Genomic DNA, 21,370 nt, shown 5'->3' with positions numbered 1-21,370 from the left:
CCGAAAGATATAATATTTTCCACTTTCTGCAAATATATTCGCAAGCCGAAACGCCAAAGCAAAGAGCCCCGGGCGTTTCCGCCCGGGGCTCTCGAAATCTGCTGACTGCAGGTTGGTCTTATTCGTCGGCGAAGCCGACGTCCTGGACCGGACCCGAGTCCTTGCCCTTTTCGGCCGGATCGCGATCGACGAACTCGATCACGGCCAGCGGGGCGTTGTCGCCGTAGCGGAAGCCGGCCTTCAGGACGCGGATGTAGCCGCCCTGACGTTCCTTGTAGCGCGGGCCGAGCACGGCGAAGAGCTTGCCGACTTGTTCGACATCGCGGACCTGGCTGATCGCCTGGCGACGGGCATGCAGGTCCCCGCGCTTGGCGAGCGTGACCAGCTTTTCGACGACCGGACGCAGTTCCTTGGCCTTCGGCAGGGTCGTGACGATCTGCTCGTGCTTGATCAGGCTCGCCGCCATGTTGGCGAACATAGCGGTGCGGTGGGCGGTCGTACGACCGAGTTTGCGGTGGGCTTTGCCGTGACGCATTTCATATCTCCTGGGTCGCTCGACCCGCTGGACGCCCCTGTTGCAGAGGACGCCCTTGCCTAACCAAGTCCCAGCCTGCTCCCAGCGGGGTCAAAACGAAGCACCGGAGCCCTCCACCGCTGTCGCGGCTTCACCGGGCCCTCGCCGCGCGAGCGGCTTGGAGTCAGCGCACAGTCCTAAGAACCGAGGCCCGCTAGGCGGGCCTCGGAGGGTCCTACATCTGATCGTCGAACTTCTTGGCGAGCTCTTCGATGTTTTCCGGCGGCCAGTTCGGCACGTCCATGCCGAGATGCAGGTTCATGCCCGCGAGCACTTCCTTGATCTCGTTCAGCGACTTGCGGCCGAAGTTCGGAGTGCGGAGCATTTCCGCCTCGGTCTTCTGGATCAGGTCGCCGATGTAGACGATGTTGTCGTTCTTCAGGCAGTTCGCCGAACGGACCGAGAGCTCCAGCTCGTCGACCTTCTTCAGCAGCGCCGGGTTGAACGGCAGTTCCGGCTTGCTCTCGCCTTCGACCTTCTTCTTCGGCTCTTCGAAGGTGATGAAGATCTGCAGCTGGTCCTGGAGGATACGGGCGGCGAAGGCCACCGCGTCCACCGGCGAGATCGCGCCGTTGGTTTCCACTTCCATGATCAGCTTGTCGTAGTCGAGGCTCTGGCCCTGACGGGTCGGCTCGACGCGATAGGCGACGCGCTTGACCGGCGAGAACAGGCTGTCGACGGCGATGAGGCCGATCGGGGCGTCTTCCGGACGGTTGCGTTCGGCGGCGACGTAGCCCTTGCCGTTGTTGACCGTGAACTCCATGCGCACGGTGGCGCCGTCGTCCAGCGTGCAGAGCACGTGGTCAGGGTTCAGCACTTCGATGTCCGAAGGGACTTCGATCTGGCCGGCGGTCACCACGCCCGGACCGGTGGCCTTCAGCGTCATGCGCTTGGGGCCCTCGGCGTGCATGCGCAGCGCCAGTTGCTTGATGTTCAGGACGATGTCGACAACGTCCTCACGAACGCCTTCCAGCGACGAGAACTCATGCACGACGCCGTCGATCTGGACGGCGGTCACGGCCGCGCCCTGAAGCGACGACAGCAGCACCCGGCGGAGGCTGTTGCCGAGCGTCACCCCGAAACCGCGCTCGAGCGGCTCGGCCACCAGACGCGCCTTGCGGTTCGCGTCGGTTCCGGCCTCGATCAGCGGCTTCTCGGGACGGATGAGCTCGTTCCAGTTTCTTTCGATCACGTAGAGATGTCCCTCGAAACGCAGGATCGCCGGACACGAAGAACTCGGTCCGGCGCGTGGGGATTGCGGTACTGCGGTACTTAGACCCGCCGGCGCTTGGGCGGCCGGCAGCCGTTGTGCGGAATGGGGGTCACGTCGCGGATGGTGGTGATCGTCATGCCGACCGACTGAAGGGCCCGCAGAGCCGACTCACGCCCGGAACCCGGACCCGAGACGTTCACTTCGAGGGTCTTCACGCCATGCTCGGCAGCTTTCCGGCCGGCGTCCTCGGCCGCCATCTGGGCGGCGTACGGGGTCGACTTCCGGGAGCCCTTGAAGCCCATCATGCCGGCCGACGACCAGGAGATGGTGTTCCCCTGCGCGTCCGTGATGGTGATCATGGTGTTGTTGAACGAGGCGTTCACGTGCGCCACGCCCGAGGTGATGTTCTTGCGTTCGCGACGTTTGACGCGCGCCGGTTCCTTGGCCATCGCTAAGCTCTCTTACTTCTTCTTGCCGGCGATCGGCTTGGCCGGACCCTTGCGGGTGCGGGCGTTGGTGTGGGTGCGCTGACCGCGGACCGGCAGGCCCTTGCGGTGACGCAGGCCGCGATAGCAGGCCAGGTCCATCAGACGCTTGATGTTGACCGCCGTCTCGCGACGCAGGTCACCCTCAACGAGGTAATCGCGATCGATCGCTTCGCGGATCTGCAGCACCTCAGCGTCGGTCAGCTGATTGACGCGGCGAGCGTCCTCAATGCCAACCTTCTGGACGATCTCCTTGGCTTTCGCCTGGCCGATCCCATGGATGTACTGCAGCGCAATGACGACGCGCTTGTTAGTCGGAATGTTGACGCCAGCGATACGGGCCACGCGTTGAATCTCCTAGTCACGCAGAGAAGCGCGAACGGCGCCCCGGCCCAGAATCCCATACAGGAAGGCCGGCACGTCCTTCGCGCCCTTTCGCGGAAGCGCACCGTTATAGGGAACGTTGCGTTTCCGTCAATGGAGCAATCGCAGGAATCTGAAGCTTTTCAGACTTCCGCAATCGCTGGGCGGGTTGGTCGCCGAAAATCAGGCCTTGAGGGCCTGGTCGATTCCGGCGGCGACGTCCTCGATCGAACCCATGCCGTCCAACTCGACCAGTTTTTCCTGGTCTTGATAGTACGGCAGCAAGGGCGCGGTCTGGTCGTTGTAGGCCGAGAGCCGCACCTTGAAGCTCTCGGGATTGTCGTCAGGGCGGCCCGACTCGGCGAAGCGGCCAGCAACTCGGTTTAGGAGCTGCTCGTCGTCCACCTTCAGGCGCAGCACTAGATCGATTCGCGAGCCGCGCTTGGCCAGCATCTCGTCCAGCGCCTTGGCCTGAGCCAGGGTCCGCGGAAACCCGTCGAAGATCGCCCCGCCGGCCGCCTCGGCCTCCGGCAGACGCTCTTCGATCAACGCGATGACGATCTCGTCGGTGACCAGCTCGCCCCGTTGCATGACGCCCTCGACGCGCTTGCCGAGCTCAGAGCCCGAGGCGATCGCGGCGCGCAGCATGTCTCCTGTGGAGAGCTGGACCATCTTGCGGGAATCGACCAGGCGCTTGGCCTGCGTACCCTTGCCCGCCGCCGGCGGGCCGAACAGGATCAAATTCATCTTCTTAAATGTCCCCTCCCCGGCCGCCCCTTTCGGCCGGACCGATCCTTAGCGTCCGCCGCGTCCGCCGCGGAGCTTGGATTTCTTGATCAAGCCTTCGTACTGGTGCGCCAGCAGGTGCGACTGGATCTGCGTCACCGTATCCATGGTCACGCTCACCACGATCAGGATCGACGTACCGCCCAGATAGAACGGCGCCTTGAAATATCCGATCAGCGCTTCCGGCATCAGGCAGACCAGCGTGATGTACGCCGCGCCGATCACGGTCAGGCGGGTCAGCACGTAGTCGAGATACTCCGCCGTCCGCTTGCCCGGGCGAATGCCCGGCAGGAAGCCGCCGTACTTGCGCAGGTTCTCGGCGGTGTCGTCCGGATTGAAGACGACCGACGTGTAGAAGAAGCAGAAGAAGATGATCAGCAGCGCATAGAGCACCATGAACGCCGGGCGTCCGTGCTGCAGCTGGCCGACCATCCCTGGAAGCCACTGGGCCCAGGCGGGCAGATCCGCTGTCGCCAGGAAGCCCATCGCCGTGGTCGGCAGCAGCAGCAGCGACGAGGCGAAGATCGGCGGGATGACGCCGGCGGTGTTGATCTTCAGCGGCAGGAACGACGTGTCGCCGCCGAACATCCGGTTGCCTTGCTGGCGCTTCGGATACTGCACCAGCAGGCGGCGCTGCGAGCGCTCCATGAACACGATCGCGAACACGACGACGATGGCCAGGGCGATGATCGCAAACATGGCGAACGGCGACAGCGAGCCGGTCCGCGTCATCGTGAACATCTGCCAGATGCCTTGCGGCAGCACCGCCACGATGCCGGCGAAGATGATCAGCGACACGCCGTTGCCGACGCCGCGGCTGGTGATCTGCTCGCCCAGCCACATCAGGAACAGGGTTCCGCCGGTCAGGGTGACGACCGTCGAAGCCAGGAAGAACAGGCCGGGGTTCAACACCAGGCCAGGGCTGTTCTGCAGCCCGGTGGCGATGGCGAAGGATTGGAACAGCGCCAGCACGACCGTCAGGTAGCGGGTGTACTGGTTGAGCGTCTTGCGTCCGGCTTCGCCGCCTTCTTTGCGCAGCTTCTCCCACGGCGGATAAACCGTGCCGAGGAGCTGAACGATGATGGAGGCCGAGATGTACGGCATCACGTTCAGCGAGAAGATCGCCATCCGCTGGACGGCGCCCCCCGAGAACATGTTGAACATGCCGAGGATGCCTTGCGCCTGGCCCTGGAAGGCCTGCGCGAACGCCGCCGGGTCGATGCCCGGAATCGGGATGTAGGTCCCGAGGCGATAGACGATCAGCGCACCCAGCGTGAAGAGGATGCGCTTGTGCAGCTCCGTCGCCTTCTGGAAGGCGCCGAAGTTCATATTTGCTGCGAGCTGTTCGGCGGCCGAAGCCATTTAGAACCCCAGACTAAAGGACCGGACGTACATAGGGCGTCCATCCTGCGCTGTCATCCGGCCGCCTTGCCTCACCCTCCCCCAAAACTGTGGAAGCGGGCCAGACGGGCGCCGGATGATCAGCGTGGGTCCCCGCGCTTAACGCGCGGAGAGCGGCTTACTCGGCGGCTTCGGCGACCGGGGCGGTCGTGGTGACCTTGCCGCCAGCCTTCTCAACAGCGGCCTTCGCCGAGGCCGAGGCCGAATAGACGGTGATTTCGATCTTCGACTTCAGCTCGCCCTTGCCGAGCAGCTTCACGCCGTCCTTTTCACGGCGCAGGACGCCGGCGGCCACCAGGGCGGCGCCGTCGATGGCCTTCTTGGCGTCGAGCTTGCCGGCGGCGATCGCCTGCTCCAGGCGCCACAGGTTCACTTCGGCGAATTCCTTGGCGAACGGGTTGTTGAAGCCGCGCTTCGGCATCCGCATGTGCAGCGGCATCTGGCCGCCTTCGAAGCCGTTGATCGACACGCCGGTGCGGGACTTCTGGCCCTTCACACCGCGACCGCCGGTCTTGCCCTTGCCCGAACCCGGGCCGCGGCCGACGCGCATGCGGTTCTTGGTGGAGCCTTCGCGCGGCGAAAGTTCGTTGAGCTTGGTCATGTGACGCCTCTCCTTGGAGATCTGTCGCCCGGGATCCGTCCCGGACTCGGCTGAAAAAGATTGTTGGCCGCCGAAACGGCCGAAGAGGCGACGCTTTTGGCGCCGCCTCTCCTAAACGTCCAGTCGAAAGGCGCTTAGCCTTCGATCACTTCCACCATGTGATGGACCTTGGCGATCATCCCGCGCACCGACGGGGTGTCTTCCAGGACCGACACGCGGCCGATGCGGTTCAGGCCGAGACCGATGAGGGTCGCGCGCTGATCGCTCTTGCGGCGGATGGGGCTCGCCGTCTGACGAACGGTCACCTTAGCCATGGATTACTCTCCGTCAGCGGCGGCGACCGCAGCGCTGTCGGCCTTGCGGCCCAGCACGTCGGCGACCTTCTTGCCGCGCTTGGCGGCGACCTGGCGGGGCGAAGACTGAGCCTTCAGCGCCTCGAAGGTCGCACGCACCATGTTGTAGGGGTTCGACGAGCCGACCGACTTGCCGACGACGTCCTGGACGCCGAGGGTTTCAAGCACCGCACGCATCGGACCGCCGGCGATGACGCCGGTGCCCGGAGGAGCCGAGCGAACCATGACCTTGCCGGCGCCCCAACGGCCAGCGCCGTCGTGGTGCAGGGTGCGGCTCTCGCGGAGCGGCACGCGGATCATGGTCTTCTTGGCTTCCTCGGTCGCCTTGCGGATGGCTTCCGGCACTTCACGCGCCTTGCCATGACCGTAGCCGACGCGGCCCTTCTGATCGCCGACCACCATCAGGGCGGCGAACGAGAAGCGACGGCCGCCCTTCACGGTGGCGGCGACGCGGTTGATGTGCACCAGCTTCTCGACGATGTCGGATTCGGCGCGCTCTTCCGCTTGATTGCCGCGGTTGCGGTCACGACGGCCTTGGCCGTCACCACCACGTTGTTCGTTTCCACGAGCCATCAGCGTACCCCTAGAAGTTCAGGCCGGCTTCGCGCGCGGCGTCGGCCAGGGCTTTCACCCGGCCGTGGTAGATGTAACCGCCACGATCGAAGACGACGTCCTTGACGCCCTTTTCCATGGCGCGTTGCGCCACGAGCGCGCCCACACGGGCGGCGGCGTCCTTGTCGGAACCCTTCTGCTTGTCGCCCTCGAGGGTCGAGGCGGCAGCCAGGGTCACGCCGCGCTCATCATCGATGACCTGGGCGTAGATGTTTTTGGCGGAGCGGAAGACCGACAGACGCGGCCGACCATTCGCCACCGACCGCAGGCGGATGCGCGTGCGCTCGGCACGACGCTTGGCGGTGTCACGGGGTTTAAGAGCCATGGCCTACTTCTTCTTGCCTTCCTTGCGGCGAACCTTCTCGCCGGCATAACGGACGCCCTTGCCCTTGTAGGGCTCCGGCGGACGCAGGCGACGGATCTTCGAGGCGATCTCGCCGACGGCTTGCTTGTCGATGCCCGAGATCTTGATCTCGGTCTGCTTCGGCGTCGCGAACGTGATCCCGGCAGGCGGGGGCACGTCGACGTCGTGGCTGAAGCCGAGCTGCATGGAGAGCGCCTGGCCCTTCATGGCGGCGCGGTAACCGACGCCGACCAGCTCGAGAGTCTGCTCGAAGCCTTCGGTCACGCCGACGACCATGTTGCTCACCAGGGTGCGCGAGAGGCCCCACATGGCTTGCGCCCGGGTCGAGTCGACGCGCTTGGAGAGCTGGAGCTCAGCCCCCTCCTGCTTGACTTCGATTTCTTCGGCCACGGTCCACGACAGCTGACCCTTGGGGCCCTTGATCGTGACGGTCTGGCCGTCGATGGTCACCGTCACGCCCGAAGGGACGGCGACCGCCTTCTTTCCAATCCGCGACATCTTAGTAGACCCGCAACAGGACTTCGCCGCCCACGTTCGCGTCACGCGCGGCCGTGTCCGACATGACGCCCTTCGGCGTCGACAGGATCGAGATACCCAGGCCGTTCTTGATCGGCTTCAGGTCCTTGATCGACGAGTAGACGCGGCGACCAGGCTTCGACACGCGGCGGATCTCAGCGATCACCGGCTGGCCGTCGAAGTACTTCAGCTCGATCTCGAACTCCGGGAAAGCGCCCGGCTTCTGAACGAGTTGGTAGCCGCGGATGTAGCCTTCCTCCGCCAGAACGTCGAGGACGCGCGCGCGCATCTTCGAAGCCGGCGTGGAAACCTTCGAACGGCCGCGAGTGGCGGCGTTCTTGATGCGGGCGATCATATCGCCAACGGGGTCGTTCACCATGAGACCCTCCTCACCAGCTCGACTTGACGAGGCCAGGAATCTGGCCGTTCGAACCCAGTTCGCGCAGGGCGATCCGGCTCATCTTAAGCTTGCGGTAGTAGGCGCGCGGACGGCCCGTGACTTCGCAACGGTTACGGATGCGGGTCTTGGACGAGTTACGCGGCAGTTCGGCGAGCTTCAGGCGCGCTTCGAAGCGTTCTTCGAGCGGCAGGCTTTCGTCGTTGGCGATCGCCTTGAGTTCTTCGCGCTTCGCGGCGAATTGCTTCACCAGCTTGCGGACCATCTCATTGCGATTGACGGCGCTTTTTTTGGCCATTTGTTCTTTCCTTCCCGCCGCTTACGCTTGAACGAACGGGAACTGGAATTCCCGAAGAAGCTGACGGGCTTCTTCGTCGGTCTTCGCAGTCGTGCCGACGATGATGTCCATGCCCCACATCTGATCGATCTGGTCGTAGTTGATCTCCGGGAACACGATGTGCTCCTTCAGACCCATGGCGTAGTTGCCACGACCGTCGAACGAAGTGGGCTTCAGGCCCCGGAAGTCCTTCACCCGCGGCAGCGCGATGGTGATCAGACGGTCCATGAACTCGTACATGCGGTCCTTACGAAGGGTGACCTTCGCGCCGACCACCATGCCTTCGCGCAGCTTGAAGCCGGCGATGGAGTTGCGGGCGCGGGTCGCCACCGGCTTCTGGCCGGCGATCTTCGTCAGGTCGGCGATCGCGGCCTGGACCTTCTTGGAGTCGGTCACAGCCTCGCCGATCCCCATGTTCAGGACGATCTTGTCCAGCTTGGGGATTTGCATTTCGTTGGAATAGCCGAACTGTTCCTTCATCGCCGCGCGAATGCGCTGGCGATATTCGGTCTTAAGCCGCGGCTCGTAAGCTTGCTCAGCCATTGATCACCTCACCGGTCGTCTTGGCGACGCGAACCTTCTTGTCGCCTTCGACGCGGAAACCGACGCGGGTCGGCTTACCCTTGGAATCGACGATCGCCACGTTCGAGATGTGGAGAGCCGCTTCCTTGTTCTTGATGCCGCCCTGCGGATCCGATTGCGTCGGACGGGTGTGGCGCTGAACCATGTTCAGGCCTTCGACCACGACGCGATCTTCCTTCGGCAGCACGCGCAGGACGGCGCCTTGACGGCCCTTGTCCTTGCCCGTGAGGACAACGACGCGGTCGCCCTTCTTAATCTTCGCGGCCATTACAGCACCTCGGGGGCGAGCGAGATGATCTTCATGTGGTTCTTGGCGCGCAGTTCGCGGGGAACCGGGCCAAAGATCCGCGTGCCGATCGGCTCGGATTGCTTGTTCACGATCACGGCGGCGTTCTTGTCGAAACGGATCACCGAACCGTCCTTGCGCTTGATCGCCGAGGACGTGCGCACGACGATCGCCTGCAGCACGTCACCCTTCTTCACGCGACCGCGCGGGATCGCTTCCTTCACGGAGACGACAATCTTGTCGCCAACGCCGGCGTAGCGGCGACCAGCGCCACCAAGCACTTTGATGCACATCACACGACGGGCGCCGGAATTGTCGGCGACCTCGAGGTTAGTCTGCATCTGAATCATGGGATGAGACTTTCTTTAGGAGGCTTGCTGGTCAGCGCCCTTCGGCAGCGCTTCCCAGGTCTTGGTTTTCGACTTCGGGGCGCATTCGATGATGCGCGCGATGTCGCCGGCCTTGTAGACGTTCGCCTCGTCGTGGGCGTGGTACTTCTTGGACCGACGAACGGTCTTGCGCAGCACCGGATGCAGGAAGGTACGTTCGACCTTCACCACGATCGTCTTATCGCCCTTGTCCGAGACGACGACGCCTTCGAGAATTCGCTTTGGCATGTTCGTTGTGTCCTTAGGCCGCGGTCTGCTTGGAGCGCAGGACGGTCTTGATCCGCGCGATGTCCTTGCGGACCTCGTTCACGCGGTGGGTCTTCTCGACCTGGCCGGTCGCCGCCTGGAAGCGCAGGTTGAACTGCTCTTTCTTCAGGTTCAGCAGAGCCTCACCGAGTTGGTCGGGCGTCATGCCCCGGATATCGTCGATCTTCATCACGCGTGCTCCACGGCGGCGTCGATGCGGGTGACGATGCGGGTCTTCACGGGAAGCTTGGCCGCGCCGAGGCGCAGGGCTTCACGAGCGACATCGTCCGGCACGCCGTCGATTTCAAACATGATACGGCCCGGGTGAACGCGCGCAGCCCAGTACTCGACCGCGCCCTTGCCCTTACCCATCCGCACTTCGGCCGGCTTGTCGGTGACCGGAACGTCCGGGAAGATCCGGATCCACACGCGACCTTGGCGCTTCATCTGACGAGTGATCGCCCGACGAGCCGCTTCGATCTGGCGAGCGGTGATGCGTTCCGGTTCGACGGACTTCAGACCATAGGAGCCGAAGTTCAGCGAGAAGCCGCCCTTCGCAACGCCGTGGATCTTGCCCTTGAACTGCTTGCGGTACTTGGTTTTCTTCGGAGACAGCATGGCTCTACCTTAGGCTCCAGCTTGGTCGCGCCGGTCGCGGCGCGGGCCGCGATCGCCGCGGTCCCCACGTTCACGTCCACCGCCCTCGCCGGCCGGGCCGGATTCCGTGGCCAGGCGCTTGTCGAGAGCCATCGGGTCGTGGTCGAGGACCTCGCCCTTGAAGACCCACACCTTCACACCGATGATGCCGTAGGTGGTCGAGGCCTCGGTCACGCCGTAGTCGATGTCCGCACGGAGGGTGTGACGCGGAACGCGGCCCTCGTGATACGACTCGCTGCGGGCGATTTCGGCGCCGCCAAGACGGCCGGCCACTTCGATCCGCATGCCCTTGGCGCCCAGACGCATCGCGCTTTGCAGCGAACGCTTCATGGCGCGACGGAACGCAACGCGGCGCTCGAGCTGCTGGGCGATGTTCTCGGCCACCAGCTGGGCGTCGGTTTCCGGCTTACGGATTTCGACGATGTTCAGGTGAACTTCGCCTTCCGTGATCGCCGCAACGTCCTTGCGCAGCTTGTCGATGTCCGCGCCCTTCTTGCCGATGATCACGCCGGGGCGCGCGGCATAGATGGTGATGCGGCACTTCTTGTGCGGACGCTCGATGATGATCCGCGAAACGCCAGCTTGATACAGGCGCTTCTTCAGCTGCTTGCGGATCTTGATGTCCTCATGCAGGAGCTTGCCGTAGTCCGCCTTCTTGGCGAACCAGCGCGAGTCCCACGTGCGGTTGATGCCGAGGCGAAGCCCGACCGGATTGACTTTCTGACCCATCAGGCGGCCTCACCCAATTCGCGGACCACGATGGTGATCTCGCTGAACGGCTTTTCGATGCGCGAAGCACGACCGCGAGCGCGGGCGGCGAAGCGCTTCATCACCAGGTTCTTGCCCACAAAGGCCTCGGCCACGACCAGGTTGTCGATGTCGAGGTTGTGGTTGTTCTCGGCGTTCGAGATGGCCGAGTAGAGCGCCTTACGCACATCGCGGGCGATGCGCTTGTGGCTGAACTCCAGCTCGTTGAGGGCGCGCTGCACCTTCAGGCCGCGGATCGACTGGGCCACGAGGTTCAGTTTACGCGGGCTGGTGCGCAGGGTGGTCACCTTGGCCATCGCCTCAACGCCGGTCAGCCGGCGCGCTTTAGCTTGCTTTGCCATGGTTACTTCCTCTTGGCCTTCTTGTCGGCCGCGTGGCCCGGGAAGTACCGGGTCGGAGCGAACTCACCGAGCTTCATGCCGACCATGTCTTCGCTGATCAGCACGGGGACGTGCTTTTGACCGTTGTGCACGCCGAACGTCAGGCCGACGAACTGCGGCATGATGGTCGAGCGGCGCGACCAGGTCTTGATGACGTCCTTACGGCCGGACGACAGAGCGTTGTCGGCCTTCTTGAGGAGGTATCCGTCGACGAACGGACCTTTCCAAACAGAACGGGTCATGGCTTAGCGAGCCTTCCGAGCGTGACGCGAACGGATGATGTACTTATCCGTCGCCTTGTTGGTGCGGGTCTTCGAGCCCTTGGTCGGCTTGCCCCACGGGGTGACCGGGTGGCGGCCGCCCGAGGTGCGGCCTTCACCGCCGCCGTGCGGGTGGTCGACCGGGTTCATGACAACGCCGCGGACGTGCGGGCGGAAGCCCATGTGGCGGGTGCGGCCGGCCTTGCCCAGGACCTGGTTCATATGGTCCTGATTGGACACCGCGCCGACCGTAGCCATGCAGGTGTCTTGAACCATCCGCAGTTCGCCCGAGCCGAGACGGATCTGAGCGTAGCCAGCGTCACGGCCGACCAGCTGAGCGTAGGCGCCAGCCGAGCGAGCCATTTGGCCGCCCTTGAGGGGCTTCAGCTCGATGTTGTGGATGATCGTGCCGATCGGCATGCCACGGAGCGGCATGGCGTTACCCGGCTTCACGTCGGCCTTTTCGGCGGCGATGACGACATCGCCGGCCTTCAGACGTTGCGGGGCCAGGATGTAGGCCAGTTCGCCGTCCTCATACTTGATGAGGGCGATGAACGCGGTGCGGTTCGGGTCGTACTCGAGACGCTGAACCGTGGCCGGCACGTCGAACTTGCGACGCTTGAAGTCGACCTTGCGGTACAGGCGCTTGGCGCCGCCGCCGCGGAAGCGGACAGCGATACGGCCGTTGCCGCCGCGGCCGCCCGACTTGGTCAGGCCTTCGACGAGCGACTTTTCCGGACGGCCCTTGTGGAGCTCGGACCGGTCGACCAGCACGAGGCCGCGACGGCCCGGCGAGGTCGGATTGAAATGCTTCAGAGCCATTGAACTAGAGCCCCGTGGTGATGTCGATCGACTGGCCTTCGGCCAGGGTCACGACAGCTTTCTTGACGTCCGAGCGACGGCCCGGACGGCCGCGGAAACGCTTGGTCTTGCCCTTCACCACCAAGGTGTTGACCTTGGTGACGTTGACCTTGAACAGCGCTTCGACAGCGGCGGCGATTTCATCCTTCGTCGCATCGTTGGCGACGCGGAAGACGACCTTGTTCTGCTCCGAGAGCAGAGTGGCCTTTTCCGTGATCACCGGCGACAGGATGGCGTCGTAGTGGCGGGCGACGGGGTCGGCCATTACGCAGCTTCCTTCTCAGCAAAGCGCGCGTTGATCGCTTCGACCGCGTCCTTGGTCAGGACCAGGGTCTTGCGACGCAGCACGTCGTAGACGTTCAGGCCGGCGTTCGGCAGGACATCCACGTTCGGGATGTTGCGAGCGGCCATCGCGAAGTTCGCGTCGACCTCGGCGCCGGCGATGACCAGCGCGTTCTTCAGGCCGATCTTGTCGAAGTTGGCGCGCAGGGCCGAGGTCTTGACCTCGGTCAGGGCCACGCTGTCGACGACAACCAGAGCGCCCGACTTGACCTTCGAGGACAGCGCATGGCGCAGGGCCAGGGCGCGGAACTTCTTGGTCAGGTCGAAGGCGTGGCTGCGCACGACCGGCCCGTGGGCCTTGGCGCCGCCGACGAACTGAGCCGCACGGCGCGAACCGTGACGGGCGCCGCCGGTGCCCTTCTGCTTGTACATCTTCTTGCCCGTACGAGAGACCTCGTTGCGGACCTGGATCTTGTGGGTGCCGGCGCGGCGCTTGGCGAGCTGCCAAGTGACCATGCGCTGCAGGATGTCCCCGCGGATCTCTTCGATGCCGAAGACGGCGTCGGACAGTTCAACCGAACCGCCCTTCCCGCCGTCGAGTTTGATGACGTCGAGTTTCATTACTGTTCTTCGCCCCCAGCTTCGGCCGGAGCCTCTTCCACCGCAGGAGCCTCAGCAGCCGGAGCCGCAGCCGCCTGGCCAGCCTTACGGAAGCCGCCCGGGATCGGGGCTTCAGCCGGACGAGCCGACTTCACCGCGTCGCGGATCTTCACGAAGGTGCCCTCGGTGCCGGGCACGGAGCCCTTCACGAGGATCAGGCCGCGCTCGGCGTCGACCTTCCAGACGGTGACATTGAGGGTGGTGACGGTCTCTTGGCCGAGATGGCCGGCCATCTTTTTGTTCTTGAAGGTCTTGCCCGGATCCTGGCGGTTACCGGTCGAACCATGGGCCCGGTGCGAAACCGAGACGCCGTGGGTCGCGCGCATGCCGCCGAAGTTCCAGCGCTTCATGGCGCCGGCGAAACCCTTACCGACCGTGAGGGCGGTGACGTCGACCTTTTGGCCGGCGACGAAGTGGTCGGCGGTGAACTCCGCGCCAACTTCGATCAGGTTCTCTTCGGTGACGCGGAATTCCGCGACTTCGCGCTTCGGCTCGACCTGAGCCTTGGCGAAGTGGCCGCGCAGGGCCTTCGAAGTGTTCTTGGCCTTCTTGGCGCCAGCACCGAGCTGGAGAGCCACATAGCCGTCTTTGTCCTGGGTGCGCTGACCCGTGACCTGGCAGCCCTCAAGGCTGAGCACGGTCACCGGAACATGGACGCCGCCTTCATCGAAGAAGCGAGCCATACCCAGTTTCTTGGCGATCACGCCGGTACGCATCGACCGATCCCCTCTTAAAGCTTGATCTCGACGTCCACGCCGGCGGACAGGTCGAGCTTCATGAGCGCGTCCACGGTCTGCGGGGTGGGGTCGACGATATCGAGCACGCGCTTGTGCGTGCGGATTTCGAACTGCTCGCGCGACTTCTTATCGACGTGCGGCGAGCGGTTGACGGTGAATTTTTCGATTTGCGTCGGCAGGGGGATGGGCCCCCGGACGGTCGCGCCGGTGCGCTTAGCCGTATTGACGATCTCGCGTGTGGAATGGTCCAGCACGCGGTGATCGAAGGCTTTGAGCCGGATGCGGATGTTCTGACGATCCATATCGCTCTTTAGTTTCCCCTACAGACGACGAACGTCCGCGTGACATTGACCATTTCAAAGACCAACCCGAACGCCTCATAGGAGACGCTCGTACGCGTAAGTCCGCAAAAACGACGTGAGCCCGCGCGAACAGCTCGCGAGGGCCCCGCCCGAAGGTGCCGATTTCCACCGGTTTTCGGGCCGTTCTGCGAACCGCGTCTGTGCTTCAAATCACTTCGAAGCACACAGCCGGTCCAACAGGAGGCGCGTCTATACGTGGGTGACTCGCCGACGTCAAGGGTCGCCCGAGCGGCGGCCCCCTGCCCTAGCCGATCACGACGTCGCCCGAGCCGAGGACCGCCTTCGACACGGCGCCCTTCACGGCCTTGACCTTGACGTCGCCCGACCCGGCGATCCGGGCCTTGAGCGACTCCGCCGCGCCGTCGACGACCACGCCGCCGGACCCGGCCACCGAAACGGTCATCGCCCCCACCTGGCCGCCCGCGACCTTGACGTCGCCGGAGCCGGCGATCTTCACGTCCAGCGGACCGTCTAGGGAACCGACCCAGACGTCGCCGGATCCGGCCATGTTGACGTCCATCGGCCCTTTGACCGCTTGGGTCTTGATGTCCCCAGAGCCCGCGACGCGCAAGCTGGCGCTGCCGACGCTGCCGACATAGGTGTCGCCCGACCCCGCCTCGTTCAGCTTGAGCTGGCCGGCGACGTTGGCGACCGTCCAGTCGCCGCAGCCGGCGTTCGAGAGCGCCAGGCTGGCGGACTTGCCGATCGTGCCGAACACCGCGCCGCCGCTGTCGAGATTCACGTCCCGCGGGGTTCGGATCACCACCTGCGGCATATTCGCATAGGCGATCGACCCGATGCCGGCGACGTTGACCGAGGCGCGGGCGCCATCGCCTTCACAGCTGCGGATCTTGCGGTTCAGGCCACCATCCACCACCACCTTGCCGCCGGCCTGGCGGACCTGGACGGGCAGCTTCGGGTGTGTCGACAGGAACTCGACCTTGATGTCGCTGCGCGCCTCCGGAATGACCGTGACGCGGACGACGGCGTCCTTGATCTCGACCGACTGCGCGTGCGCCGCCCCCGCCGCCATCGCGGCCCCGAGCCCGATCATGATCACCGGAAGACGCATGTCTTTCTCCGCCTTGCTGAATAACCTGACTGGGACGGTAGGCCTGGGCGCCGCACCGGTCAGCTTAATTCCGGGTCATGACTTAGCCGTCACGCAGTAGTTGCGCTCGGAAAACGAAAAGGCCGCCGAGGTTGCCCTCGGCGGCCTGATCTTCAGTCTGTCGACTGTGGCGTTAGATCGCTTACTCGACGATCTTGGCCACGACGCCGGCGCCGACGGTCCGGCCGCCTTCGCGAATGGCGAAGCGCAGGCCTTGGTCCATGGCGATCGGGGTGATCAGCTCGACGTCCAGCTCGGCGTTGTCGCCCGGCATGATCATCTCAACGCCTTCGCGCAGCTTGATGATCCCGGTCACGTCCGTGGTGCGGAAGTAGAACTGCGGGCGGTAGTTGGTGAAGAACGGGGTGTGACGGCCGCCTTCTTCCTTGGTCAGGATGTACGCCTCGGCCACGAACTTCGTGTGCGGGGTGATCGAACCCGGCTTGCAGAGAACCTGGCCGCGCTCGACGTCTTCACGCTTGGTGCCGCGCAGCAGCACGCCCACGTTGTCGCCGGCTTGACCTTGGTCCAGCAGCTTGCGGAACATTTCGACGCCGGTGCAGGTCGTCTTCTGGACCGGACGGATGCCGACGATCTCGACTTCCTCGCCGACCTTCACGATGCCCTTTTCGATCCGGCCGGTGACCACGGTGCCGCGGCCCGAGATCGAGAACACGTCTTCCACCGGCATCAGGAACGGCAGGTCAACCGGACGTTCCGGCTGCGGGATGTAGGCGTCGACCTGGGTCATCAGCTCGAGGATGCGGTCCGCGCCGATTTCCGGGTTGCGGTCTTCCACCGCCGCCAGGGCCGAGCCCTTGACGATCGGAATGTCGTCGCCCGGGAACTGGTAGGACGACAGAAGTTCGCGAACTTCCATCTCGACCAGGTCCAGCAGCTCGGCGTCGTCGACCATGTCGACCTTGTTCATGAACACCACCAGAGCCGGCACGCCGACCTGGCGGGCCAGCAGGATGTGCTCGCGGGTCTGCGGCATCGGGCCGTCAGCGGCCGACACCACCAGGATCGCGCCGTCCATCTGCGCCGCGCCCGTGATCATGTTCTTCACGTAGTCGGCGTGGCCGGGGCAATCGACGTGCGCGTAGTGACGGTTCGCCGTCTCATATTCCACGTGCGCGGTGTTGATGGTGATGCCGCGAGCCTTCTCTTCCGGCGCAGCGTCGATGTCGGCGTAGTTCATCGCCTTCGCGCCGCCGGTCTTCGCCAGCGTCAGGGTGATCGCAGCCGTCAGCGTCGTCTTGCCATGGTCAACGTGACCAATGGTGCCGATGTTGCAGTGCGGCTTATTGCGTTCGAACTTTTCTTTAGCCATTTCAAGCTCCAGCCCTGTTTGGGCTTGTCCTCTAAACTAGGGTTGGGGTTAGGCGTACTTCTTGATCACTTCGTCGGCGACGTGTTGCGGCACCGGGTCGTAGTGGTCGTACTGCATGGTGAACTGAGCGCGGCCCTGCGACATCCCGCGAAGGGTGTTCACGTAGCCGAACATGTTCGCCAGCGGGACGAACGCATTCACGACGATCGCGTTGCCGCGAGTGTCCTGGCCCTGGATCATGCCGCGGCGGCCGTTCAGGTCGCCGATGACCGAACCGAGGTACTCTTCCGGGGTCACGACCTCGACGGCCATGATCGGTTCGAGCAGCTTCGGAGCGCCCTTTTCGCGCAGCTCCTTGAACGCCGCGCGGGCGGCGATTTCGAAGGCCAGCACGCTGGAGTCGACGTCGTGGTACTTGCCGTCGGTCAGGGTCGCCTTGAAGTCGATCAGCGGGAAGCCGGCCAGCAGACCGTTGTCCTTGACCGACTCCAGCCCCTTTTCGACGCCGGGGATGTATTCCTTCGGCACCGCGCCGCCGACGATCGCGCTCTCGAACACGAAGCCCGAGCCCGGCTCGCCGGGTTCGAAGGTGAGCATCACGCGGGCGAACTGGCCCGTACCGCCGGTCTGCTTCTTGTGGGTGTAGTCGATGTCGACCTTACGACCCAGGCTTTCACGATAGGCCACCTGCGGCGCGCCGATGTTGGCTTCGACCTTGTAGGTCCGCTTCAGGATGTCGATCTTGATGTCCAGGTGCAGCTCGCCCATGCCCTTCAGGATCGTCTGGCCCGACTCGTGGTCGGTCGAGACGGTGAAGGACGGATCTTCCGACGCCAGCTTCGCCAGGGCGACGCCCAGCTTTTCCTGGTCGGCCTTCGACTTGGGCTCAACGGCGATCTCGATAACCGGGGCCGGGAACTCCATGCGCTCCAGGATCACCGGCGACTTGTTCGGGTCGCACAGGGTGTCCCCGGTGCGGGTTTCCTTCAGGCCGGCCAGCGCGACGATGTCGCCGGCGTAGGCTTCCTTGATGTCCTCGCGGTTGTTGGAGTGCATCAGCAGCATGCGGCCGACGCGTTCCTTCTTGTCGCGGGTCGAGTTCATCAGGCTCATGCCGGTCTCGAGCTTGCCCGAGTAGATGCGGCAGAAGGTCAGCGAACCGACGAAGGGGTCGTCCATGATCTTGAACGCCAGAACCGACAGCGGCTCGTCGTCCGAGGCGCGGCGCACGACCGGCTCTTCGGTGCGGAAGTCGATGCCCGGGGTCGGCGGGATGTCGAGCGGCGACGGCAGGTAGTCGACGACCGCGTCGAGCAGCGGCTGGACGCCCTTGTTCTTGAACGCCGAGCCGCAGAGGATCGGGTAGAACGCGCCCGTCAGAACCGCCTTACGGATGCACTTCTTGATGGTCTCTTCCGAGGGCTCTTCGCCGCCCAGGTAAGCTTCCATCGCATCGTCGTCGAGTTCGACGGCGTTCTCGATCAGGTACTGGCGAGCCTCGACGGCCTTGTCCAGCAGGTCGGCCGGGATCTCTTCGTCACGGAAGGACGCGCCCAGGCCGTCGTTGTCCCAGACCACGGCCTTCATGCGGACCAGGTCGACCAGGCCCTTCAGCGCCGATTCAGCGCCGATGGGGAACTGGATCGGAACGGCCTTCGCGCCGAGGCGGTCACGGATCGACTCGACCGACTTGTCGAAGTCGGCGCCGAGCTTGTCCATCTTGTTGACGAACACGATCCGCGGAACGTTGTACTTGTCGGCCTGACGCCAGACGGTCTCGGTCTGCGGCTCGACGCCGGCGTTGCCGTCCAGCACCGTGACGGCGCCGTCGAGCACGCGCAGCGAGCGTTCGACTTCGATGGTGAAGTCGACGTGGCCGGGGGTGTCGATGATGTTCAGGCGCTTGTCGTTCCAGAACGCCGTGGTCGCAGCGGAGGTGATCGTGATGCCACGCTCCTGCTCCTGCTCCATCCAGTCCATGGTCGCGGCGCCGTCGTGGACTTCGCCGATCTTATGGGACTTGCCGGTGTAGTAGAGGATCCGCTCCGTCGTCGTCGTCTTTCCGGCGTCGATGTGCGCCATGATGCCGAAGTTGCGGTAGTCTTCGATTTTGTGCGTGCGGGGCATAGCGGAAGCTCTGCTGAAGTGGGGCGTTCGGGAGTAGCTGAACGAACGGCGCGGGCGGTTTAACTCAAACCGCCCGCGCCGGAAAGCGATGGATGCCGGGTCTTACCAGCGGTAGTGCGAGAAGGCGCGGTTGGCTTCGGCCATCTTGTGCGTGTCTTCACGCTTCTTGACGGCGGTGCCACGGTTCGAGGAGGCGTCCAGCAGTTCGCCGGCCAGCTTCTCGGTCATGGTGTTCTCGCCGCGCTTGCGGGCGGCCGTCACCAGCCAGCGGATCGCCAGCGCCTTACGACGGTCCGGACGGACTTCGACCGGCACCTGGTAGGTGGCGCCGCCGACCCGGCGGGAACGGACTTCGATGCCAGGGGCGACATTTTCCAGGGCCGCGTGGAACGTTTCCAGCGGGGTCTGGTCCTTGCGCTTGGCTTCCAGGATATCGAAAGCGCCGTAGAGGATGTTCTCAGCGACAGCTTTTTTGCCTTCGTACATCACGTAGTTCATGAACTTCGTGACGGTGAGGTCTCCGAACTTGGGATCCGGAAGGACTTCACGTTTATCGGCGCGACGACGACGGGACATTCTTCTTATTCCTTACTTCGGACGCTTGGCGCCGTAGAGCGAACGACGCTGCTTGCGGTCCTTGACCCCTTGGGTGTCGAGCACGCCGCGCAGGATGTGATAGCGGACGCCCGGAAGGTCCTTCACCCGGCCGCCGCGGATGAGCACGACGGAGTGCTCCTGCAGGTTATGGCCTTCGCCCGGGATGTAGCACACCGCTTCAATGCCGGTGGTCAGACGCACCTTGGCGACCTTACGAAGCGCGGAGTTCGGCTTCTTCGGGGTCGTCGTATAGACGCGGGTGCAAACGCCGCGGCGTTGGGGGCAGCCCTTCAGGGCCGGCACCTTGTTACGCGACGGCTTGTCCTGCCGAGGCTTGCGGATGAGCTGGTTGACTGTAGGCATCTAATCTCTGCTCTGGAGGCGTGTGCCGTTTGGCCGTAGCGCCTCGATAGGGGTTCTAGTCGTTTCTGGTTTCGAAGCCGCCCGGTGAACGCAAAAACTCGCCGGCGCGCGATCTCCTGCGTTCCGGCGGGCCTGGCCGACCGTTTCCGGCCGACCGTTCATCGGGGCTGGGGGAATCCCCGGCCTCGAAAGGAGCGCGGTTCATACTCGTGAAGCCCGCAGTCGTCAACGCTTGTGAACGAAAGGGCTTTTCGCGCTCTTCCACAGGCGTTCCGTCACGAATTCGCCGCGGCGAGCGAGGCGAATGGTGACGGTTGCAACCGAGGAGAGCCGATGGCCGCTGCGCGCCGATCGAGGCTGTACGCGTTGCTGGGCGCCTCGCTGCTCGTGCACGCCGCGGTCCTGGCCGTCCTCGGTCTGCGCGAACCCAAGCTAAGCCTCGCCCCTGCGCCGCCGGTCATGGAGGTGCAGGTCGTGCCCTATTATGTGCTTCCGGTCCCCCGGGCGCCGGAGGCCGATCGTCTGCCGCCGCTCGTCGAGCGACCGATCCGCCCGCGCCGGACGCTTCGCCCCGGCGAGACGTCTCCCGTCGCGCCCTTGGTGACGCCACGCGCGCCGCCGGCGAGCGGGCCCTGGACGCTCGAGCCTGCCGAACCAGGCGCCCCTGCCCCGCCTGCCGACCTGCGCCAGGCGCTGCGGCGCGGGGCGGCCGGCTGCGCCAACCCGTCCCTGCTGTCCCGCGAGGAACGAGAGGCATGCCAGGAGCAGTTGGGGGCTGGCGCGAAGGACGCCCCCTTCTTCCAGCCGCCGATGGACCCGCGCAAACGTCAGGCCTTCGATGAGGCGGCGGCGAAGAAGGAGGCCTATCAGCGCTACAAGCGCGGCAACGTGCCGCCGGGGATCACCCACGATCCGCGTCCCTCGGAGGCGCCCAACCCCTTCCCTGAAGTCTGGACGCCCCGACAGTAGTGATCGTCAGTCGAAGATGTCGAAGATGTCGAAGCCCTTCTTTTTCTTCTTGTGGCGGTAGTAGTCGTCCTCGTCATAGCGATAGCGCTTCCGGTCGCTGTCGTAGGGATGCGCCCGCTTCCAGGCGTCCGGATCGCGGTGGAAACTGTCGATCTCGCGGTCGAAGCGCTCGCGCGCCTGCACATCGCCCTGCTGGGTCTCGCGACCGGCGCCGAGGATCTTTTCCAGTTCGCCCCGGTCGAGCCAGACGCCCCGACAGCTTGGGCACATGTCCAGTTCGACGCCCGAGCGGGCGACGTTCTGCATCGAGACATTGCAGTTGGGGCATAGCAGCAGCGGCATCGGTGTCCTCCTTGAGGATCACACTTAGGAAGCCGCCCACCTCACCGCGACCTTGC

The 21,370-nt window shown here is 64.5% G+C and carries 34 protein-coding genes; 1 reads left to right on the top strand and 33 read right to left on the bottom strand.

The features are described from left to right. Positions 1 to 118: 118 nt before the first annotated feature. The 32 genes from rplQ to rpsL form a co-directional block, all read right to left on the bottom strand. A complete protein-coding gene (gene rplQ / locus ACSQ2H_RS08655) occupies positions 119 to 535 on the bottom strand; it encodes a 50S ribosomal protein L17 (RefSeq protein ID WP_436061015.1) in 417 nt (138 codons plus the stop codon). A gap of 214 nt (positions 536 to 749) precedes the next feature. After that, complete coding sequence (locus tag ACSQ2H_RS08650; RefSeq protein WP_183777087.1) at positions 750 to 1,766, bottom strand: DNA-directed RNA polymerase subunit alpha; 1,017 nt, start codon at positions 1,764 to 1,766, stop codon at positions 750 to 752. 80 nt (positions 1,767 to 1,846) lie between these two features. Next, positions 1,847 to 2,236 carry a 30S ribosomal protein S11 gene (gene rpsK, locus ACSQ2H_RS08645; protein WP_183777088.1) on the bottom strand — a complete coding sequence of 130 codons (390 nt, stop codon included), beginning with the start codon at positions 2,234 to 2,236 and terminating at the stop codon, positions 1,847 to 1,849. Between the two features lie 12 nt (positions 2,237 to 2,248). After that, positions 2,249 to 2,617 carry a 30S ribosomal protein S13 gene (gene rpsM / locus ACSQ2H_RS08640; RefSeq protein ID WP_312167028.1) on the bottom strand — a complete coding sequence of 123 codons (369 nt, stop codon included), beginning with the start codon at positions 2,615 to 2,617 and terminating at the stop codon, positions 2,249 to 2,251. Between the two features lie 201 nt (positions 2,618 to 2,818). Continuing rightward, entirely contained in the window at positions 2,819 to 3,382 is a 564-nt protein-coding gene (locus ACSQ2H_RS08635; protein WP_436061014.1) for an adenylate kinase, read from the bottom strand. Between the two features lie 48 nt (positions 3,383 to 3,430). Continuing rightward, a complete protein-coding gene (gene secY / locus ACSQ2H_RS08630; protein WP_436061013.1) occupies positions 3,431 to 4,783 on the bottom strand; it encodes a preprotein translocase subunit SecY in 1,353 nt (450 codons plus the stop codon). A 157-nt stretch (positions 4,784 to 4,940) separates the two neighbouring features. Beyond that, entirely contained in the window at positions 4,941 to 5,423 is a 483-nt protein-coding gene (gene rplO, locus ACSQ2H_RS08625) for a 50S ribosomal protein L15 (RefSeq protein ID WP_436061012.1), read from the bottom strand. Between the two features lie 134 nt (positions 5,424 to 5,557). Beyond that, positions 5,558 to 5,737: a 50S ribosomal protein L30 gene (rpmD, locus tag ACSQ2H_RS08620; protein WP_183777092.1), complete on the bottom strand. Its 180-nt coding sequence runs from the start codon at positions 5,735 to 5,737 to the stop codon at positions 5,558 to 5,560. 3 nt (positions 5,738 to 5,740) lie between these two features. Beyond that, a complete protein-coding gene (gene rpsE / locus ACSQ2H_RS08615) occupies positions 5,741 to 6,349 on the bottom strand; it encodes a 30S ribosomal protein S5 (protein ID WP_436061011.1) in 609 nt (202 codons plus the stop codon). 10 nt (positions 6,350 to 6,359) lie between these two features. After that, positions 6,360 to 6,713 carry a 50S ribosomal protein L18 gene (gene rplR, locus ACSQ2H_RS08610; protein WP_436061010.1) on the bottom strand — a complete coding sequence of 118 codons (354 nt, stop codon included), beginning with the start codon at positions 6,711 to 6,713 and terminating at the stop codon, positions 6,360 to 6,362. Between the two features lie 3 nt (positions 6,714 to 6,716). Then, positions 6,717 to 7,250 (bottom strand): 50S ribosomal protein L6, encoded by a 534-nt coding sequence (gene rplF, locus ACSQ2H_RS08605; protein WP_436061009.1) that lies wholly within the window; start codon positions 7,248 to 7,250, stop codon positions 6,717 to 6,719. Position 7,251: 1 nt separating this feature from the next. Next, positions 7,252 to 7,647: a 30S ribosomal protein S8 gene (gene rpsH, locus ACSQ2H_RS08600; RefSeq protein ID WP_183777096.1), complete on the bottom strand. Its 396-nt coding sequence runs from the start codon at positions 7,645 to 7,647 to the stop codon at positions 7,252 to 7,254. Positions 7,648 to 7,657: 10 nt separating this feature from the next. After that, complete coding sequence (gene rpsN / locus ACSQ2H_RS08595; protein ID WP_183777097.1) at positions 7,658 to 7,963, bottom strand: 30S ribosomal protein S14; 306 nt, start codon at positions 7,961 to 7,963, stop codon at positions 7,658 to 7,660. 21 nt (positions 7,964 to 7,984) lie between these two features. Continuing rightward, on the bottom strand, positions 7,985 to 8,545 hold the full coding sequence (rplE, locus tag ACSQ2H_RS08590) for a 50S ribosomal protein L5 (protein ID WP_436061008.1): 561 nt from the start codon (positions 8,543 to 8,545) through the stop codon (positions 7,985 to 7,987). Further along, positions 8,538 to 8,852, bottom strand: a complete 315-nt coding sequence (gene rplX / locus ACSQ2H_RS08585; RefSeq protein WP_183777099.1) for a 50S ribosomal protein L24 — start codon at positions 8,850 to 8,852, stop codon at positions 8,538 to 8,540. Before rplX ends, rplE begins: the two co-directional genes overlap by 8 nt. Then, on the bottom strand, positions 8,852 to 9,220 hold the full coding sequence (rplN, locus tag ACSQ2H_RS08580) for a 50S ribosomal protein L14 (protein ID WP_056018090.1): 369 nt from the start codon (positions 9,218 to 9,220) through the stop codon (positions 8,852 to 8,854). The genes rplX and rplN overlap by 1 nt, the downstream gene beginning before the upstream one ends. 15 nt (positions 9,221 to 9,235) lie before the next feature. Next, on the bottom strand, positions 9,236 to 9,487 hold the full coding sequence (gene rpsQ / locus ACSQ2H_RS08575; RefSeq protein WP_436061007.1) for a 30S ribosomal protein S17: 252 nt from the start codon (positions 9,485 to 9,487) through the stop codon (positions 9,236 to 9,238). Between the two features lie 13 nt (positions 9,488 to 9,500). Next, positions 9,501 to 9,695 carry a 50S ribosomal protein L29 gene (gene rpmC, locus ACSQ2H_RS08570; protein WP_374655643.1) on the bottom strand — a complete coding sequence of 65 codons (195 nt, stop codon included), beginning with the start codon at positions 9,693 to 9,695 and terminating at the stop codon, positions 9,501 to 9,503. Next, positions 9,695 to 10,123, bottom strand: a complete 429-nt coding sequence (gene rplP / locus ACSQ2H_RS08565) for a 50S ribosomal protein L16 (protein ID WP_183777101.1) — start codon at positions 10,121 to 10,123, stop codon at positions 9,695 to 9,697. Before rplP ends, rpmC begins: the two co-directional genes overlap by 1 nt. Positions 10,124 to 10,132: 9 nt before the next feature. After that, on the bottom strand, positions 10,133 to 10,891 hold the full coding sequence (gene rpsC, locus ACSQ2H_RS08560) for a 30S ribosomal protein S3 (protein ID WP_436061006.1): 759 nt from the start codon (positions 10,889 to 10,891) through the stop codon (positions 10,133 to 10,135). Then, entirely contained in the window at positions 10,891 to 11,271 is a 381-nt protein-coding gene (rplV, locus tag ACSQ2H_RS08555) for a 50S ribosomal protein L22 (RefSeq protein WP_056018081.1), read from the bottom strand. Before rplV ends, rpsC begins: the two co-directional genes overlap by 1 nt. Before the next feature lie 2 nt (positions 11,272 to 11,273). Further along, positions 11,274 to 11,552, bottom strand: a complete 279-nt coding sequence (rpsS, locus tag ACSQ2H_RS08550) for a 30S ribosomal protein S19 (protein WP_183777103.1) — start codon at positions 11,550 to 11,552, stop codon at positions 11,274 to 11,276. Between the two features lie 3 nt (positions 11,553 to 11,555). Beyond that, positions 11,556 to 12,392: a 50S ribosomal protein L2 gene (rplB, locus tag ACSQ2H_RS08545; RefSeq protein ID WP_293407511.1), complete on the bottom strand. Its 837-nt coding sequence runs from the start codon at positions 12,390 to 12,392 to the stop codon at positions 11,556 to 11,558. 4 nt (positions 12,393 to 12,396) lie between these two features. Beyond that, entirely contained in the window at positions 12,397 to 12,696 is a 300-nt protein-coding gene (locus ACSQ2H_RS08540) for a 50S ribosomal protein L23 (RefSeq protein WP_056018075.1), read from the bottom strand. Next, positions 12,696 to 13,334: a 50S ribosomal protein L4 gene (gene rplD / locus ACSQ2H_RS08535; protein ID WP_183777105.1), complete on the bottom strand. Its 639-nt coding sequence runs from the start codon at positions 13,332 to 13,334 to the stop codon at positions 12,696 to 12,698. The genes ACSQ2H_RS08540 and rplD overlap by 1 nt, the downstream gene beginning before the upstream one ends. After that, positions 13,334 to 14,089 carry a 50S ribosomal protein L3 gene (gene rplC, locus ACSQ2H_RS08530; RefSeq protein ID WP_436061005.1) on the bottom strand — a complete coding sequence of 252 codons (756 nt, stop codon included), beginning with the start codon at positions 14,087 to 14,089 and terminating at the stop codon, positions 13,334 to 13,336. Before rplC ends, rplD begins: the two co-directional genes overlap by 1 nt. Before the next feature lie 14 nt (positions 14,090 to 14,103). After that, positions 14,104 to 14,412, bottom strand: a complete 309-nt coding sequence (gene rpsJ, locus ACSQ2H_RS08525) for a 30S ribosomal protein S10 (RefSeq protein ID WP_056018070.1) — start codon at positions 14,410 to 14,412, stop codon at positions 14,104 to 14,106. Between the two features lie 304 nt (positions 14,413 to 14,716). Then, on the bottom strand, positions 14,717 to 15,544 hold the full coding sequence (locus tag ACSQ2H_RS08520) for a GIN domain-containing protein (RefSeq protein ID WP_436061004.1): 828 nt from the start codon (positions 15,542 to 15,544) through the stop codon (positions 14,717 to 14,719). Positions 15,545 to 15,725: 181 nt separating this feature from the next. Then, positions 15,726 to 16,916: an elongation factor Tu gene (gene tuf, locus ACSQ2H_RS08515; protein WP_436060983.1), complete on the bottom strand. Its 1,191-nt coding sequence runs from the start codon at positions 16,914 to 16,916 to the stop codon at positions 15,726 to 15,728. Positions 16,917 to 16,964: 48 nt separating this feature from the next. Next, positions 16,965 to 19,043, bottom strand: coding sequence for an elongation factor G (fusA, locus tag ACSQ2H_RS08510; protein ID WP_436061003.1), 2,079 nt, complete (start codon positions 19,041 to 19,043; stop codon positions 16,965 to 16,967). 102 nt (positions 19,044 to 19,145) lie between these two features. Next, positions 19,146 to 19,619, bottom strand: a complete 474-nt coding sequence (gene rpsG, locus ACSQ2H_RS08505) for a 30S ribosomal protein S7 (protein ID WP_056018024.1) — start codon at positions 19,617 to 19,619, stop codon at positions 19,146 to 19,148. Between the two features lie 12 nt (positions 19,620 to 19,631). After that, a complete protein-coding gene (gene rpsL, locus ACSQ2H_RS08500; protein ID WP_056018026.1) occupies positions 19,632 to 20,003 on the bottom strand; it encodes a 30S ribosomal protein S12 in 372 nt (123 codons plus the stop codon). Between the two features lie 333 nt (positions 20,004 to 20,336). Here rpsL and ACSQ2H_RS08495 point away from each other — a divergent pair, with 333 nt between their 5' ends. Next, the gene (locus ACSQ2H_RS08495; protein WP_436061002.1) at positions 20,337 to 20,972 is read left to right on the top strand and encodes a hypothetical protein; all 636 of its coding nucleotides are present in this window, start codon (positions 20,337 to 20,339) and stop codon (positions 20,970 to 20,972) included. A 6-nt stretch (positions 20,973 to 20,978) separates the two neighbouring features. Here ACSQ2H_RS08495 and ACSQ2H_RS08490 read toward each other — a convergent pair whose 3' ends face one another. Beyond that, positions 20,979 to 21,314 (bottom strand): zf-TFIIB domain-containing protein, encoded by a 336-nt coding sequence (locus ACSQ2H_RS08490; RefSeq protein WP_436061001.1) that lies wholly within the window; start codon positions 21,312 to 21,314, stop codon positions 20,979 to 20,981. Positions 21,315 to 21,370: the final 56 nt, after the last annotated feature.

The sequence above is a fragment of the Phenylobacterium sp. LjRoot97 genome, from assembly GCF_964254345.1.
GTDB lineage: Bacteria > Pseudomonadota > Alphaproteobacteria > Caulobacterales > Caulobacteraceae > Phenylobacterium.
The sequence above is the reverse complement of the archived record's forward strand: the minus strand, read 5'-3'. Positions and strand labels throughout refer to the sequence as shown.

What these genes read in the sequence shown, in the direction of transcription:
- rplQ (WP_436061015.1), bottom strand. Translation starts at nt 535, where the DNA reads ATGCGTCACGGCAAAGCCCACCGCAAACTCGGTCGTACGACCGCCCAC.
- rpsK (WP_183777088.1), bottom strand. Translation starts at nt 2,236, where the DNA reads ATGGCCAAGGAACCGGCGCGCGTCAAACGTCGCGAACGCAAGAACATC.
- ACSQ2H_RS08635 (WP_436061014.1), bottom strand. Translation starts at nt 3,382, where the DNA reads ATGAATTTGATCCTGTTCGGCCCGCCGGCGGCGGGCAAGGGTACGCAG.
- secY (WP_436061013.1), bottom strand. Translation starts at nt 4,783, where the DNA reads ATGGCTTCGGCCGCCGAACAGCTCGCAGCAAATATGAACTTCGGCGCC.
- rplO (WP_436061012.1), bottom strand. Translation starts at nt 5,423, where the DNA reads ATGACCAAGCTCAACGAACTTTCGCCGCGCGAAGGCTCCACCAAGAAC.
- rpmD (WP_183777092.1), bottom strand. Translation starts at nt 5,737, where the DNA reads ATGGCTAAGGTGACCGTTCGTCAGACGGCGAGCCCCATCCGCCGCAAG.
- rpsE (WP_436061011.1), bottom strand. Translation starts at nt 6,349, where the DNA reads ATGGCTCGTGGAAACGAACAACGTGGTGGTGACGGCCAAGGCCGTCGT.
- rplR (WP_436061010.1), bottom strand. Translation starts at nt 6,713, where the DNA reads ATGGCTCTTAAACCCCGTGACACCGCCAAGCGTCGTGCCGAGCGCACG.
- rplF (WP_436061009.1), bottom strand. Translation starts at nt 7,250, where the DNA reads ATGTCGCGGATTGGAAAGAAGGCGGTCGCCGTCCCTTCGGGCGTGACG.
- rpsH (WP_183777096.1), bottom strand. Translation starts at nt 7,647, where the DNA reads ATGGTGAACGACCCCGTTGGCGATATGATCGCCCGCATCAAGAACGCC.
- rpsN (WP_183777097.1), bottom strand. Translation starts at nt 7,963, where the DNA reads ATGGCCAAAAAAAGCGCCGTCAATCGCAATGAGATGGTCCGCAAGCTG.
- rplE (WP_436061008.1), bottom strand. Translation starts at nt 8,545, where the DNA reads ATGGCTGAGCAAGCTTACGAGCCGCGGCTTAAGACCGAATATCGCCAG.
- rplX (WP_183777099.1), bottom strand. Translation starts at nt 8,852, where the DNA reads ATGGCCGCGAAGATTAAGAAGGGCGACCGCGTCGTTGTCCTCACGGGC.
- rplN (WP_056018090.1), bottom strand. Translation starts at nt 9,220, where the DNA reads ATGATTCAGATGCAGACTAACCTCGAGGTCGCCGACAATTCCGGCGCC.
- rpsQ (WP_436061007.1), bottom strand. Translation starts at nt 9,487, where the DNA reads ATGCCAAAGCGAATTCTCGAAGGCGTCGTCGTCTCGGACAAGGGCGAT.
- rpmC (WP_374655643.1), bottom strand. Translation starts at nt 9,695, where the DNA reads ATGAAGATCGACGATATCCGGGGCATGACGCCCGACCAACTCGGTGAG.
- rplP (WP_183777101.1), bottom strand. Translation starts at nt 10,123, where the DNA reads ATGCTGTCTCCGAAGAAAACCAAGTACCGCAAGCAGTTCAAGGGCAAG.
- rpsC (WP_436061006.1), bottom strand. Translation starts at nt 10,891, where the DNA reads ATGGGTCAGAAAGTCAATCCGGTCGGGCTTCGCCTCGGCATCAACCGC.
- rplV (WP_056018081.1), bottom strand. Translation starts at nt 11,271, where the DNA reads ATGGCAAAGCAAGCTAAAGCGCGCCGGCTGACCGGCGTTGAGGCGATG.
- rpsS (WP_183777103.1), bottom strand. Translation starts at nt 11,552, where the DNA reads ATGACCCGTTCTGTTTGGAAAGGTCCGTTCGTCGACGGATACCTCCTC.
- rplB (WP_293407511.1), bottom strand. Translation starts at nt 12,392, where the DNA reads ATGGCTCTGAAGCATTTCAATCCGACCTCGCCGGGCCGTCGCGGCCTC.
- ACSQ2H_RS08540 (WP_056018075.1), bottom strand. Translation starts at nt 12,696, where the DNA reads ATGGCCGACCCCGTCGCCCGCCACTACGACGCCATCCTGTCGCCGGTG.
- rplD (WP_183777105.1), bottom strand. Translation starts at nt 13,334, where the DNA reads ATGAAACTCGACGTCATCAAACTCGACGGCGGGAAGGGCGGTTCGGTT.
- rplC (WP_436061005.1), bottom strand. Translation starts at nt 14,089, where the DNA reads ATGCGTACCGGCGTGATCGCCAAGAAACTGGGTATGGCTCGCTTCTTC.
- rpsJ (WP_056018070.1), bottom strand. Translation starts at nt 14,412, where the DNA reads ATGGATCGTCAGAACATCCGCATCCGGCTCAAAGCCTTCGATCACCGC.
- ACSQ2H_RS08520 (WP_436061004.1), bottom strand. Translation starts at nt 15,544, where the DNA reads ATGCGTCTTCCGGTGATCATGATCGGGCTCGGGGCCGCGATGGCGGCG.
- tuf (WP_436060983.1), bottom strand. Translation starts at nt 16,916, where the DNA reads ATGGCTAAAGAAAAGTTCGAACGCAATAAGCCGCACTGCAACATCGGC.
- fusA (WP_436061003.1), bottom strand. Translation starts at nt 19,043, where the DNA reads ATGCCCCGCACGCACAAAATCGAAGACTACCGCAACTTCGGCATCATG.
- rpsG (WP_056018024.1), bottom strand. Translation starts at nt 19,619, where the DNA reads ATGTCCCGTCGTCGTCGCGCCGATAAACGTGAAGTCCTTCCGGATCCC.
- rpsL (WP_056018026.1), bottom strand. Translation starts at nt 20,003, where the DNA reads ATGCCTACAGTCAACCAGCTCATCCGCAAGCCTCGGCAGGACAAGCCG.
- ACSQ2H_RS08495 (WP_436061002.1), top strand. Translation starts at nt 20,337, where the DNA reads ATGGCCGCTGCGCGCCGATCGAGGCTGTACGCGTTGCTGGGCGCCTCG.
- ACSQ2H_RS08490 (WP_436061001.1), bottom strand. Translation starts at nt 21,314, where the DNA reads ATGCCGCTGCTGCTATGCCCCAACTGCAATGTCTCGATGCAGAACGTC.